At 34.9% G+C, this 12,974-nt stretch carries 12 protein-coding genes; 3 read left to right on the forward strand and 9 right to left on the reverse strand.

All coding sequences use genetic code 11. The features are described from left to right. The first annotated feature begins 122 nt into the window (after positions 1–122). Complete coding sequence (locus WH188_RS13170) at positions 123–1,379, forward strand: YeiH family protein (protein ID WP_031286926.1); 1,257 nt, start codon at positions 123–125, stop codon at positions 1,377–1,379. A 102-nt stretch (positions 1,380–1,481) separates the two neighbouring features. Here the strand turns inward: WH188_RS13170 and putP are convergent, their stop codons facing one another. Next, positions 1,482–2,975 (reverse strand): sodium/proline symporter PutP, encoded by a 1,494-nt coding sequence (gene putP / locus WH188_RS13175; protein ID WP_339424100.1) that lies wholly within the window; start codon positions 2,973–2,975, stop codon positions 1,482–1,484. Between the two features lie 203 nt (positions 2,976–3,178). Here putP and WH188_RS13180 point away from each other — a divergent pair, with 203 nt between their 5' ends. Together WH188_RS13180 and WH188_RS13185 are read left to right on the forward strand one after the other, a co-directional pair. Next, entirely contained in the window at positions 3,179–3,715 is a 537-nt protein-coding gene (locus tag WH188_RS13180) for an RNA polymerase sigma factor (RefSeq protein WP_031286924.1), read from the forward strand. Continuing rightward, positions 3,675–4,415, forward strand: a complete 741-nt coding sequence (locus WH188_RS13185) for a hypothetical protein (RefSeq protein ID WP_206368539.1) — start codon at positions 3,675–3,677, stop codon at positions 4,413–4,415. Before WH188_RS13180 ends, WH188_RS13185 begins: the two co-directional genes overlap by 41 nt. Before the next feature lie 6 nt (positions 4,416–4,421). Here WH188_RS13185 and WH188_RS13190 read toward each other — a convergent pair whose 3' ends face one another. The 8 genes from WH188_RS13190 to WH188_RS13225 form a co-directional block, all read right to left on the reverse strand. Then, positions 4,422–5,645: a carboxypeptidase-like regulatory domain-containing protein gene (locus WH188_RS13190; RefSeq protein WP_168127616.1), complete on the reverse strand. Its 1,224-nt coding sequence runs from the start codon at positions 5,643–5,645 to the stop codon at positions 4,422–4,424. A gap of 143 nt (positions 5,646–5,788) precedes the next feature. After that, a complete protein-coding gene (locus WH188_RS13195; RefSeq protein ID WP_132769287.1) occupies positions 5,789–6,355 on the reverse strand; it encodes a nitroreductase family protein in 567 nt (188 codons plus the stop codon). 45 nt (positions 6,356–6,400) lie between these two features. Beyond that, positions 6,401–7,660 carry a peptidase T gene (gene pepT / locus WH188_RS13200; RefSeq protein WP_339424101.1) on the reverse strand — a complete coding sequence of 420 codons (1,260 nt, stop codon included), beginning with the start codon at positions 7,658–7,660 and terminating at the stop codon, positions 6,401–6,403. Between the two features lie 552 nt (positions 7,661–8,212). After that, positions 8,213–9,022: a DUF4197 domain-containing protein gene (locus WH188_RS13205; protein ID WP_168127614.1), complete on the reverse strand. Its 810-nt coding sequence runs from the start codon at positions 9,020–9,022 to the stop codon at positions 8,213–8,215. A 183-nt stretch (positions 9,023–9,205) separates the two neighbouring features. Next, entirely contained in the window at positions 9,206–10,042 is an 837-nt protein-coding gene (locus WH188_RS13210) for an endonuclease/exonuclease/phosphatase family protein (RefSeq protein WP_168127613.1), read from the reverse strand. Positions 10,043–10,099: 57 nt separating this feature from the next. Next, a complete protein-coding gene (locus WH188_RS13215; protein WP_237682823.1) occupies positions 10,100–10,894 on the reverse strand; it encodes a glycerophosphodiester phosphodiesterase in 795 nt (264 codons plus the stop codon). A 225-nt stretch (positions 10,895–11,119) separates the two neighbouring features. Further along, entirely contained in the window at positions 11,120–11,767 is a 648-nt protein-coding gene (locus WH188_RS13220) for an HD domain-containing protein (protein WP_132841010.1), read from the reverse strand. Further along, positions 11,760–12,941 (reverse strand): THUMP domain-containing class I SAM-dependent RNA methyltransferase, encoded by a 1,182-nt coding sequence (locus tag WH188_RS13225; protein ID WP_168127611.1) that lies wholly within the window; start codon positions 12,939–12,941, stop codon positions 11,760–11,762. The genes WH188_RS13220 and WH188_RS13225 overlap by 8 nt, the downstream gene beginning before the upstream one ends. Between the last annotated feature and the right edge of the window lie 33 nt (positions 12,942–12,974).

The raw sequence follows: 12,974 nt of genomic DNA on the forward strand, positions 1-12,974 counted from the left end.
TATAGGTTTAGAAGCCGAGATGAAAACATCTCGGCTTTATTATTTGGTAACTTTTTCGTTTACTAGTTGCCGGCATGGATAATATTTCTAAATTTGGGGTTTCTAAATTAAAACCTGTTTACATGTCATCTTCGAAATCATTCTCCTTAGCTGAGGATTGGGTAGTTGTTATCTTAGGATTAGGAATTGTCTTTTTAGCAATTTTTGGGGTCATTGTTCCTCAACCAAGTTTCAGCTGGAGCAATTTTTCAGAATTAGGAAACCAAGTATTTTCCATTCATAACCTGCAGGCAATAGCGACCCAATTTGGTCTAGTCTTTATTGTCGCCATTATCGGAGCCTCCTTATTAGGTAAGTCGGTTAAAAGCTTATTAATAGTTTTTCCGTCTGTCTATGTGTTAACCATGCTCGCACTCATCTTTGCTGGAAATTCACTCGTAAAAGACTATAATCTAGAAGCTGTTATTTTCAGTTTGGCGATCGGCTTGGTCATCAGTAATTTTTTCAATCTTCCTGATTGGTTTAAAAGTGCATTAAGTACAGAGTTGTATGTCAAAATTGGATTGATTCTTTTAGGAACAACAGTTATTTTTGGAGATATACTCAAAGCTGGTTCACTGGGACTTATCCAAGCATTAGTAGTGGTCATTTCAGTATGGTATTTTGCTTTTTGGGTTTGTAAAAAATTAAAGATTGATAAAGAAATGGCTTTAATGCTATCAAGCGCAGTATCTATCTGTGGGGTATCAGCAGCAATTGCAACATCTGGAGCAATTAAAGGAGATAGTAAAAAGCTATCTTATATTATTTCACTTGTCTTGATCACGGCAATTCCGATGATGATTTTTATGCCTTATTTGGCAGATAAAATGGGATTGTCTCAAGAAGTAACAGGAGCATGGTTAGGAGGTTCAATAGATACATCGGGAGCTGTAGCCGCTTCAGGTAGTTTAGTTGGAGAGGAAGCCTTAAAGATCAGTACAATTGTTAAATTTTCACAAAATGTATTATTAGGAATTGCAGCGTTTGCAATTAGTATTTATTGGAGCTATTCAAAGTCAGTAGATGATGAAACAAAGAAAGAGAAACCAACTTTGAAAATTATTTGGGAGAGATTTCCAAAGTTTGTCCTAGGTTTTATATTTGCATCTTTACTTTTCTCATTTTTTATTTCACCAGAAACAAATGTTGCGGTTAAAGGAAGTTTGAAATTTATTCAGGGACTTTGGTTTACCCTGGCCTTTACCTCAATAGGACTGGAAACTAATTTTAAAGACCTGTTTCAACAGGATAATAAAAAGCCACTGTATGCCTTTTTAATTGCACAAACATTTAATATTATTGTGACCTTAATTATTGCACTCTTGTTATTTCAGTAGACTTAGAAATACAATGATGGATGAAAAAGGCCACTAATATCTCGTCAATATCAACATTTCAAATAGTAAAAAGGATAACCAGATTTAGGTTATCCTTTTTTATTATTTCAGAATTTTCGTAACCTGATCAAATTCCTCCACAATGGAAGCGTCAACAGGTTTACTGAAAAACGAAACAATAACAATCGTTAAGAAACTCAAAATGAAACCAGGTATGATTTCATAAACAGATTTGTAATCGTGAGGGATATACACCCATAAAAGTACAGCAGCACCACCCACCAACATTCCTAATAATCCTGCAGTGGCGGTTGTTTTTTTCCAAAGCAGCGACAAGATGATAAGGGGACCAAAGGCTGCGCCAAAACCGGCCCAGGCATTTCCCACAAGATTTAATATGCTGTCTTTAGGGTTTAGGGAGAGTAGTAAGGCAATTATCGCTACAATAAGCACAGATAGTCTACTTACGAGTAACATACGTTTAGGAGAGGCTGTTTTATTAAAAAAAGCTTTATAAATATCTTCTGTCATTGAGCTAGAGGTCACTAATAATTGAGAAGATATGGTACTCATGACAGCTGCTAAAATTGCGGATAAGAGAAAACCGCCAATTAAGGGATGAAATAAAGTTCTCGAAAGATGGATAAAAATAGTTTCTGACAATTCCTTTGATTGATCAAATTGCAACATAGTAGTTTGATCAAACTTATATAAATAAGCTATTCCAAATAATCCCAAAAGTAATGCTCCCCCAACAGTTAGAATCATCCAGCTAATTCCGATTCTTTTAGCTTTAGGGATATCTTTAACATCTCCAATAGCCATAAATCGCACTAAAATATGAGGTTGCCCAAAGTAACCCAATCCCCAAGCGAGTAAAGATACGATCGATACAGTGGTGGTACCCTTTAGTAAATCTAAATAATTAGCACCTTTATTATGTATAATATCCAATGTATTACCCAGTCCATCAAGTTGGATAATCAGTACAATTGGAATAATAACAAGCGCAGTAACCATAATTGTTCCCTGCACAAAATCTGTTAAGCTAACAGCTAAAAATCCACCTAAGAAAGTATACAGTACAACAACAAAAGTTGTAGCATACAATCCAGTATAGTAATCAATACCAAAAGCAGATTCAAACAATCGACCTCCCGAAACCATACCAGCTGAAGTATATAAAGTGAAAAATACTAAAATGAAAATTGAAGAAACAATTTTTAAGAGCTGGGTCTTATCTTTAAAACGATTCTCAAAAAATACAGGGAATGTAATTGCATTTTGGGCAACTTCTGTATATACCCGAAGTCGAGGGGCTACAATAACATAATTGAAGTATGCGCCAATAGTCAGACCAATTGCAATCCATGCACTGGATAATCCTGAAAGATACATCGCACCGGGAAGTCCCATGAGTAACCAGCCGCTCATGTCTGCTGCACCTGCCGATAAAGCAGTCACAGCCGCGCCCATCTTGCGCCCACCGATCAAAAAATCATCGGAATTACTGTTTGACTTCCTCCAAGAGTAAATTCCAATTCCAATCATTAAGGCCATATATAAGCCAATAGCTATTAATTCATATTCATTCATAAGCATCTATTATTCTTTAAAATGTCATCAAATAATTGATAAAGACTATCAAGTTTTGATTGTACGAAGATACTACAATCAATTTGAAGCGATAGAATTTCAATAACTCGATATAAAAGTGAAACATAATATTAATCTTTGCTTGATTGTTTTATGGAATTATGTATCTTAAAGCATCAATTAAGCAAAGTAATATCCCGAGCATGACAGAAAAGGAATTATTAATACAATATCGAAGTACAGGAGATCTGGATCTTTTGGGTAAATTGTATGCTCCCTATATGTCATTGCTTTATGGTGTATGTTTTAAATATTTGCACGATGCCGAAAAGAGTCAGGATGCCGTCATGCAAATTTTTGAAGAATTGATTCGGAAATTGCGCATCCACGAGGTCGATAATTTTAAAAGCTGGCTTTACACATTTTCTAAAAATTTTTGCCTCATGCAGCTGAGGAAAGAAAAGGGAACGCAGTATGTTGATATTGATGAACAAGTTGCGGTTGGTCATGATTATTTAGATGAATCTGATCCCAAAGAATGGAGCGAAAGTCAATTTGAAAAATTAGAAATGTGCATGTTGACGCTAAAACCTGAGCAGGAGCGTTGTATCAGGTTATTTTATTTAGAGCAAAAGTGTTATAAAGATATCGTAGTCCTTACCGGAATAGAAATGAATAAAGTGAAAAGCTATATTCAAAATGGCAAGCGAAATCTTAAAATTTGTATGGAGAGTAAGTAAAATGGAAAATAATTATCAATTATCCAGAATTCATAACTACATCAGTGGTCTGATGAATAAAGAGGAAATGTTTCAACTAGAGAAAGAAGCATTGGAAGATCCTTTTTTGCAGGATGCAATTGAAGGTTATCGTTTGCAAAAAGGAGTGGATGTACGACAATTGAGTTTGTTGCAACAGCGTTTAAACCGCCGCGTGGAGCAAACGATATCTACCCGTAATGCCCAGTTTTATACTTGGCAACGATTGGCAGTTGGATCAGCAGCAGCAGTCATTTTTGTCGTGCTTATCGCCTTTATTTATTTTAAGAATTTTAATACAAATAAAAGTAGAACGACAGAAGTCGAGCTGAGTTCCCCTGAAAATAAGATTGGGATTGAACCCATCTTAACTGGTGGAGATGCCTCACCGATAGAAGGATGGAATGCATTCGAGCAATATCTGCAAAGAAATGTACAGGTGCGGGATGTAGGAGGTAAAATTATCCTGAATTTTGAAGTTGATAAAAATGGAAAATTAAAAAATGTTAATTTTGAAGACGCACCCAATGAAGTTCTAAAAAAGGAGATATTAAGATTAATAGACAAGGGACCCAAGTGGCATGGAAAAAAAGGTAAATTAATTATTAGCTTTCCTATAGAAAATCCTACCCAAGCTTTCAAGCCGACACATTGTTTTGGAATTGTAGAAAAAAGTAATTAAGAAAGACTATTTATTATTTTCCTGTACAGTATAATCCAAGGGGAGCATATTGCCAACTTTAGAATACCAGGCAAAAAAACCTTCCATTGACCATTGTATAGCAGGCGTATAGTTTCCTTGATAATTTATGACAATGGATGAATCGTCATCTATTTTTAAACGAGATGATTCATCATAAGCATTGTTAGAATTGAAATAATCGAGGTCTATTTTTTGGGTCCTATTTAAGATATGAATGTAATTTTGATGGTGAATTTCCTTTAATTGATTTCCCAAGCTTCCTTTTTCAAGATCAGATTCAGTTAACTGTTTTCCTAAGACGTCATAGAACGCAGGTTGCCGCATGATATTTTGATATTTAGTCACACTATCTTTGATGATTTCTGATTGCAGTATATAAAATGAGTTCCATTTACCTTCATATTTCGTATTGACCAGTGACGTTATTGTTTTCAGTTTTTCCTGGGCATCTTTTCTTTCTAGATTTTCTTTTTTAGTAAGCTCGCGGACTACATAACCATCCTCCTGCCATTTATGTTCATATAAACTTCGTATAAAGCGCATCATGGAAAGCTGGTAGGCCACTCTTCTTTGCGTCAATATACTCTTTGTAATCCGCTTATAATCTTTAAAATAGCTAAAACCTTCAAATTGAATTGTATTTTCAGGAAAGTTTGATCGAAAACTAATGAGATCGTATGAGATCATATAACCCAGTTCTTTATTGTCTATTTGTATTGGTTCGTTCGCTATTACAGTTAATATTTTTGATGATTTATTATATCGGAATCGCAGTATATCTGGATTTAATATTTTCGTTTTTTGGGCAAATTTACTTGTTCCGATAAAGCTTTCCGTAAAATATTTACCCCACTTTGCCCAACCATCTTTTTCAAACGGGATAACACTAACTTCTTCTAAAGTAGTAATCTTACGTGTTAAATAAATCTTTACCTTTTCATAATTATTAGTAGTAATTGTTTCAAATGCGGCCTCATATCCAATATTTGAAATGACCAGTTCTTGATTCTGGATAATTTTTTGGTGCAGTTGGAAACTACCATCCTTTGCAGTACTGGTTGCAGAAGATGAATTATTGATATAAACAGTAGCTCCGTGAATAGGTTGCTTAGTCTCCCTATCCAATACAACACCTTTAATCACGCTTTGGGCGAAACTTGGAGAGAATGTAAAGATTATGTATAATAAGAAGGATATGATTATTTTCATAGGCCAATTTTGGTTTAATTTACGAATATATCGTAGACTGTGAAAATAAATTTTTAAAAATTTGAGATTAAGAAGTTTAATAATAAACTGCAATAAAAAAGGTCGACTATTGGGTCGACCTTTTTTATAATTAAAGAATATTTTTATTCCTCCCAACGGATTTTGTCCGCAATAGGAGATCGAACAGGTTCTCTAGCTTCTGTTTCATGGTGTCCTAAATAGAACAACCCAATGCACTTTTGATTCTCTTCTAAATTTAAGAAATTGCTTAAGTGATTGATTAATCCTGGAGTAGCCCAATAACCTCCCAATCCTAAAGAATGTGCCGCTAACCACATATTTTCAATCGCACAAGATGTTGCCGCCAGTTCTTCCCACTCAGGAACGTCACCAGTATAATTGACAATTAAAGCTATTGCAACTTTGGATTGCGTAGCCTTTTCACCCATAGTGATTTCTGTTTTTTCAAAGTATTTTTCTGGAGGAGTGACCGCTTTATAAATACGCGAAAGTTCAGTGCCTAGACGTAAAAGACCTTCGCCTTTGAAAATAGTAAAACGCCAAGGTTGCGTTCTTTTATGAGTAGGAGCAGCATTCGCCGCTTCTAAAATCGTTAAGATATCTTCTTTATTAACATCTTGATCCGTAAAATTAGCTTGAAAAACTGATCTTCGGCTCTGTATTGCTTTTAAAACTTCGTTAGATTGCATATATGTTATTTCCTTAAACGCGTTGAATATGTATGAAGTTAATGATTATTTTTCTTCCCAAAGAGAGGCTACATGCAAAATTGTTAAAACAGCTTTTTGCATATCTTGTTCAGATACCCATTCCTGTTTTCCATGGAAGGCGTGTCCACCAGCAAAAATATTAGGACAAGGTAATCCCATAAAAGATAAACGCGAACCATCAGTACCACCGCGAATACTTCTGCGTGCAGCCTTCATGCCAGCCCGTGTAATTGCTTCAATTCCAATTTCCATGATTTGAGGATATTGATCTAGAATTTCCTTCATGTTGCGGTACTGTTCCTTTACTTCGAACGTATAACTGCAGTTAGGGTATTGAGCGACTATAGATTTTGCAATAGCTTCCAGCTCAGATTCATGCTTTACTAAATTAGCTGTAAGGTGATCACGGATAATAAAATGGATTTCTGCTTTTTCCACTGTGCCCGAGATATTTGTCGGATGAACAAAACCATCTTTTTTATTTGTACTTTCTGGCGACAGGCGGTCCTGGGGTAAAGCCTCTATGATTGCACTAGCAATTTTGATAGCACTTTGCATTTTTCCTTTAGCAAATCCAGGATGAACGGAAACACCATGTATGGTTAATGTTGCACCATCTGCAGAAAAAGTTTCATCTTCTATCGTGCCCGCTTTTTCACCATCCATCGTGTATGCATAATCAGCAGCTAGGCGTTTAAGATCAGCTTTGTCAACCCCTCTTCCAATTTCTTCATCTGGCGTAAATAAGATTTTTATATCCCCATGCTTGATCTCAGGATGTTTCATTAATAAACGAGCTGCATCCATTATTTCTGCAATTCCCGCCTTATCATCGGCGCCCAATAGTGTTGTACCGCTCGCTGTAATAATATTATGACCGATTTGATTTGCCAGATCAGGATGTTCCGAATATTTGATGATAATACTGTTATCATCCGGTAATACCAGATCCTGACCTTGATAATCATGATGAACCAAAGGTTTAACATCTTTACCTGAGGAGTCAGGTGACGTGTCCATATGTGAACAGAAACAAATAGTAGGTACTTTTTTAGTACTATTGGAAGGGATAGTTGCATATACATAGCCATTTTCATCCATGGCTGCATCAGAAATTCCCAATGCCAGTAATTCCTCCACAAGAAGATTGCCTAAATTTTTTTGCTTTTCTGTCGAAGGACAAGTAGGCGAACTTGCATCCGACTGTGTATCTATCTGTACATAACGTTGGAATCTTTCAGAAACTGAAAAATCACTGATGTTATTGATCTCGAACTTACTCATACTTTTTATATCATTAATGTGATTATGCCCTGCAAAATTACAAAAAATGTGAGCATTAGCGAATTTTGACTTTTATAGTTTATTATTTGTAAAACAATATTTTTTTTGTAAATTTAAAAAACTTAAAATTTGATTTCCAGTATGTTGCGTTTATTAAAAGCAATGTTTCTCCTTCTTTTTATCGCTCAGTTATTTTTACTTTTTAGTATGGATAATTCTATTAGACAATTGATCTATATTAGTCAATTTATATACCTTCTAATTCCGTTTTGGATTTTAATCAAGACAAAGAATCAACGAATCTTAAGAAAAGCATTTCAAATTTATCTGATTATTTGTGGATTATATTATATGTTTTTCGCTTTAATACTAATGGCGAAACATGTGCAGATCACACCTTATTTTGGAGTAAATTTATTTGTGAAGTCTATCTTATTATTGATCGGACTTGCTACTATATACCAGTATAAAAATTGGTCCAGGCTATATTTTAGCCATATTAACAAAAGAAACGTAAAGGTGTAGACAGAATTAAAAATTCTGTCCAATACCTTATTTTTGATTATCAGCCCAGCCGAATACTTTTGATAGTAAATCCGTGTTTCGCGATCCACCAATATTTTCTCTGATCTTTAACTCTTGATCTGCTACTTTTACAAATAATCCATCGATAGCTTTTTGCGTAACGTAACCTGTTAAATTGGTTTCTACCTTTTTTGAAAATGGTAAATTGTTATAAGCAGTCGTTAATTGATTCCAGTAACCCGATACATTATTAGCCCCCATTGCCTTGTCTATAACAGGAGAGAATTTTGAAGTCAGTTCGGTCGAAGTATTTGTTTTAAAGAAAGTCGTTGCGGCAATTTGATTACCACTTAATAAAATATTGTAAGCATCTGTAATCGTCATTTTCGATAAAGAGTTGACAAAAACAGTCCCTGCTTCACTAACAGCTGTTTCCGCAGCTCTATTCATACTGCTGATAAACTGATCACACAAAGAACCCATACCTACTGCGCGAAGTGCTTTTTCTACTTTTTGAGCTTCAGCAGGCATTAAAATTTTGACTGCGGCATCTCCTAAAAAACCATCTTTTACAGAAAGAATATTAACACTGTTAGTCAATCCTTTAGCTAAAGCTTCTTTTATACCTGAAGTAGCTTCTTTCTTTGTAATATTTTTTACGACAGCCTGATTAGAGGGAACAACTTTACTCGTAGTAGTATCGCTATTTGTTTTATTTTGAGCAGATGTAGAATTTAAGATATCCTTTAACTTAGAAAGCCCTTTGGACTGAGCTTGAGATTGAGTTGCAAAGAATAATCCTGATGCAATAAGAGCGTATGATAAGATACTTTTCATGTCTTTTTTTTGTAAAACTACAAATTAGAACGCAAAAGGAATCTAAAGTTTAACGAAGAGTACGAATATTTACCGTATTTAGAAGGGTGAGTGGATACCCAAATGATCGTCTAACTCTTGATAAATCAAGGGAAAAGGTAGTTTAATTGCGCCGGTTTTAGACCGGCACAATATAATTCTGTTTTATAGCGATAAATCTACAATAACAGGAAAATGATCTGACGGAAATTTTCCCTGATACGTATCAGTCAATATTGCATAGTTACTTACTTTTGTTTTAGGAACAACAAAAATATGATCTATCCTTTCTTTCTGTTTAATACTTTTACCCCAGCCATTAAAAGAAGAGCTTGGTTCATAGATTCGAGGACTAACGGTATAACTATCGACCACAGTTTTGCTATTTGCTAAAGTAAAATATGCTTCATTATGTTCATCAACATTGAAATCACCTGTTAAGATTAAAGGAAGATTATCGGCTAATTCCTTTGCCTTAGTTAAGATTAATTTAGCACTTTCTTTTCTCGCTTCAACACCAACATGGTCAAAGTGCGTATTCATAAAAATAAATGATTTTCCACTTTTTTTATCCTTTAAAACTGCCCATGTGCAGATTCGTGGCAGTGCAGCATCCCAGCCTTTATTGGGTTGTTTTGTATCTGTCGCAGACAACCAGAAAGTTCCGCTTTTAATAGCATCAAAACGGTTCTTGTTATAAAAAATTGAAGAATGTTCTCCTTTTTCTGCACCATCATCTCTACCAACACCTATCGATTTAAAATCAGGAAGACGGTCTTGAAGATCTTTCACTTGGTCAATAAATGCTTCCTGTATACCGAAAATTTCGAAATTATGGAATTTAATCAAATTGGCTACAGCATCTCTGCGTTCATTCCACATATTACCAATATCATGATCATTTTTCTGTCTTATATTGTAGGTGGCCACTCGCATTTGCTGTGCAAGAGCACTTCCTAAACCCACAAGTAAAATAGAGAAAGCAAGAATAATTTTTTTCATTAACTTATTTTTTTATAAATGTGTTGTTCATATATATGAACTGCTATACAAGGTTAATTATTTTTTGAGTAAAGTCTTTAAAAGCTCAGGTTCATTCGTTGTAATGTAATCAATCTTTTGACTGATCAGAGATTTCATATCATCTTCTTTATTAACTGTCCAAGCATTTGTCGTCAGCTTTAATGCTTTTGATTCTTGTAACCAGGTTGGGTTTTTCGTGAAAACACTAAGATGATAATCAATACCCGTTAAACCATCCTTTTTAATTTGATCAGGAGCAATATCGCCATTTAAATAGGCTACCTTAGCTTTAGGATCAAGTTCATGGATCTTTTTACAAGCATCATAACTGAAAGCAATATATTCAGTTACTTTTTCAGCTTTTAATTCTTTTACTAAAGCGACAGCTTTTTCAGTAGCCTCCAAAGTACGTTCCAGTCCTAGTTTATTAGTCTTCAATTCAAGAATTAATTTTAAACCTTTAAGCTTTAACCCTGCTTTGATATATTCCTCCAAAGTAGGAATTTTCTCTCCATTTGGATGGCTTTTGGCCAATAACTCCTGGTAAGTAGCGGTCGCAATATCTATTCCGTAAAAATCATTATCATGATTGACAACAAGTACATTATCCTTTGTAAGATGTACATCATATTCCGAACCCCAGAGATTTAAATCCTTAGCGGCTTTTAACGAAGCAATTGAATTTTCCGGAACTTTCGTGTTTTTAAAAGCTCCACGGTGAGCAATGATTTTGGTTTGAGCATTTACTTCAGTGATTCCCATAACGGCCATAGTGGCAAGGATTACAAAAACTGTTTTTTTCATCGGATATAAATATAAAGTAGTATTCATGTTTTCTGGTATAGACGAATACTTTGTTTTACTTAGGAGCCTACGAGCTCTTTTTGTTTTAAATATAAAAAATAAGCGATCATAACCTGTTCGCATAGATTGCAATTTATTACGGGCTTAGTTTTACAGACTAAATTTAAACAAAAAAAATGGTACCTCGATAATTATCGAAAGTACCATTTTTGTGTAATTTCCGAGTTAAGGAAATATTAAGTTTTATTATAATTATCGTTTACCTTCCCACTCAGCATAAAATTCATCTAAAAAAGAAAGCATAAATTCATGTCTTTTTTCAGCGATAGCTTGAGCGGCTTTGGTATTCATTTTATCTTTAAGCAATAAAAGCTTTTCGTGAAAATGATTAATTGTCGGTGCTTCAGAATGTTTGTAGCTTTCCTTGTCCTGATATTCTTGAACAGGGACATTCGGATTATACATTTCTCTGTTTTTATGACCACCATAGTTGAATGCTCGAGCAACACCAATTGCACCTATTGCATCCAAACGATCAGCATCCTGAACAATCTCAAGTTCCTTAGAATGAAAAACGATTTCGCCAAGACTTGCCTTAAAAGACATGTTTAAAATAATTTTTTCAACATGTTCAATTACGTCTTTATCAACGCCTATAGAGGTTAAAAATTCACCAGCAACACGAGGGCCTATCGTTTCATCTCCATCGTGAAATTTGCTATCAGCAATATCATGTAATAAAGCGGCTAGTTCGCAAGTTTGGTAATCCGCCTCTTCAGTTTGAAGAATTAATTTTGTGTTGTTCCATACACGTTGGATATGAGACCAATCATGACCAGATTCAGCAAATTTTAATCTGTCCTGTACAAATGCAACCGTACTTTCAATAATCTTATTCATAAATTACTTTTGGTTTTTCGCGAGTTCCCTCGTATAATTCGTATTCTAATAAACGACAATCTAATTTACCGTTATAAAATTCAACTTTTCTAGAAGCCCGTAAGCCTATCTTTTTGGCAAGATCCGGATTTCCAGTAAAAATGTAACCTTTATAACCCTTGCAGTTTTGTTTTAGAAAGTCACCTACACGTTTATATGTTAATTCCAATTGACTATGATTACCAAGGCGTTCACCATATTCCGGGTTAAATATAGCAATTCCTTTTTCTTCTTGTGGTACAGTTGTGTCAGCAAAATCACAAACTTGAAAATCAATAAGCTGATCTACACCAGCAGTCTTGGCATTCATGATCGCAATATCTACCGCCTGTTGCGAAAGATCTGAAGCAATTATCTTCGGATTTGCTTTCTTATTGACCTGTTCTTTAAGATTTCTTCTTTCTTGAAAAAAGACTTCTTCATCGTAACCAATGAAATGCATAAACGAATAGTTCATGCGGTAAAGACCAGGACGACGGTTGGTCGCGATCAATGCTGCTTCAATAGCTAAAGTACCAGAACCACACATTGGGTTGACAAAAGATGATAGACCATCCCATTTCGTTGCAAGAATAGTACCAGCAGCAAGTGCTTCTAACATTGGTGCCTTTCCAGGGTGTTTACGATAACCATGTTTCGCTAGTGTTTCACCGGAAGAATCGATAAAAACTTCTGCGCGATCATCTTTCCAATACAGATGTATAACAGCTTTGTTTGAATCAGAACCCGAATTTGGGCGAATGTCCTTTTTTTCTTTGATACGATCAACTATGGCATCCTTAACTTTCAAATTCGCAAATAAAGGTGTCGTGATTGTTTCGTTATCGACATTTGAAGTCACAGAAAAATAGCCGTCAAAAGCAATAAGCTCTTCCCATGCGATGTCTTTCAGTTCATCGTATAGTTCCTGAGGGTTGGACGCTTTAAATTCTTTTATCGAATAAAGAATCTGAGAAGCAGTGCGCAAATTCAAATTTAACTTAATCGTTTCATTCAAGGTGTTAAATAATTCTACACCAGTAGAGAAAGAACGTTTGATCTCGAAGCCAAGTTCTTCGACTTCTTGTTGCAAATAAGGAGAAAGTCGCTTATTGCAAGTGATGATGATTTTATTGGGGGTGTTGAAAACTTCCATAATATTTGTACAAAGTTAGTTAATCTCTTACTC

The organism is Sphingobacterium sp. MYb388 (genome assembly GCF_037479535.1).
GTDB classification, from domain to species: Bacteria; Bacteroidota; Bacteroidia; order Sphingobacteriales; family Sphingobacteriaceae; genus Sphingobacterium; species Sphingobacterium anhuiense.

Bases quoted from the DNA above. Each gene is read 5' to 3' on its own strand.
- WH188_RS13170 (WP_031286926.1), top strand. From the start codon at position 123: ATGTCATCTTCGAAATCATTCTCCTTAGCTGAGGATTGGGTAGTTGTT.
- putP (WP_339424100.1), bottom strand. From the start codon at position 2,975: ATGAATGAATATGAATTAATAGCTATTGGCTTATATATGGCCTTAATG.
- WH188_RS13180 (WP_031286924.1), top strand. From the start codon at position 3,179: ATGACAGAAAAGGAATTATTAATACAATATCGAAGTACAGGAGATCTG.
- WH188_RS13185 (WP_206368539.1), top strand. From the start codon at position 3,675: ATGGCAAGCGAAATCTTAAAATTTGTATGGAGAGTAAGTAAAATGGAA.
- WH188_RS13190 (WP_168127616.1), bottom strand. From the start codon at position 5,645: ATGAAAATAATCATATCCTTCTTATTATACATAATCTTTACATTCTCT.
- WH188_RS13195 (WP_132769287.1), bottom strand. From the start codon at position 6,355: ATGCAATCTAACGAAGTTTTAAAAGCAATACAGAGCCGAAGATCAGTT.
- pepT (WP_339424101.1), bottom strand. From the start codon at position 7,660: ATGAGTAAGTTCGAGATCAATAACATCAGTGATTTTTCAGTTTCTGAA.
- WH188_RS13205 (WP_168127614.1), bottom strand. From the start codon at position 9,022: ATGAAAAGTATCTTATCATACGCTCTTATTGCATCAGGATTATTCTTT.
- WH188_RS13210 (WP_168127613.1), bottom strand. From the start codon at position 10,042: ATGAAAAAAATTATTCTTGCTTTCTCTATTTTACTTGTGGGTTTAGGA.
- WH188_RS13215 (WP_237682823.1), bottom strand. From the start codon at position 10,894: ATGAATACTACTTTATATTTATATCCGATGAAAAAAACAGTTTTTGTA.
- WH188_RS13220 (WP_132841010.1), bottom strand. From the start codon at position 11,767: ATGAATAAGATTATTGAAAGTACGGTTGCATTTGTACAGGACAGATTA.
- WH188_RS13225 (WP_168127611.1), bottom strand. From the start codon at position 12,941: ATGGAAGTTTTCAACACCCCCAATAAAATCATCATCACTTGCAATAAG.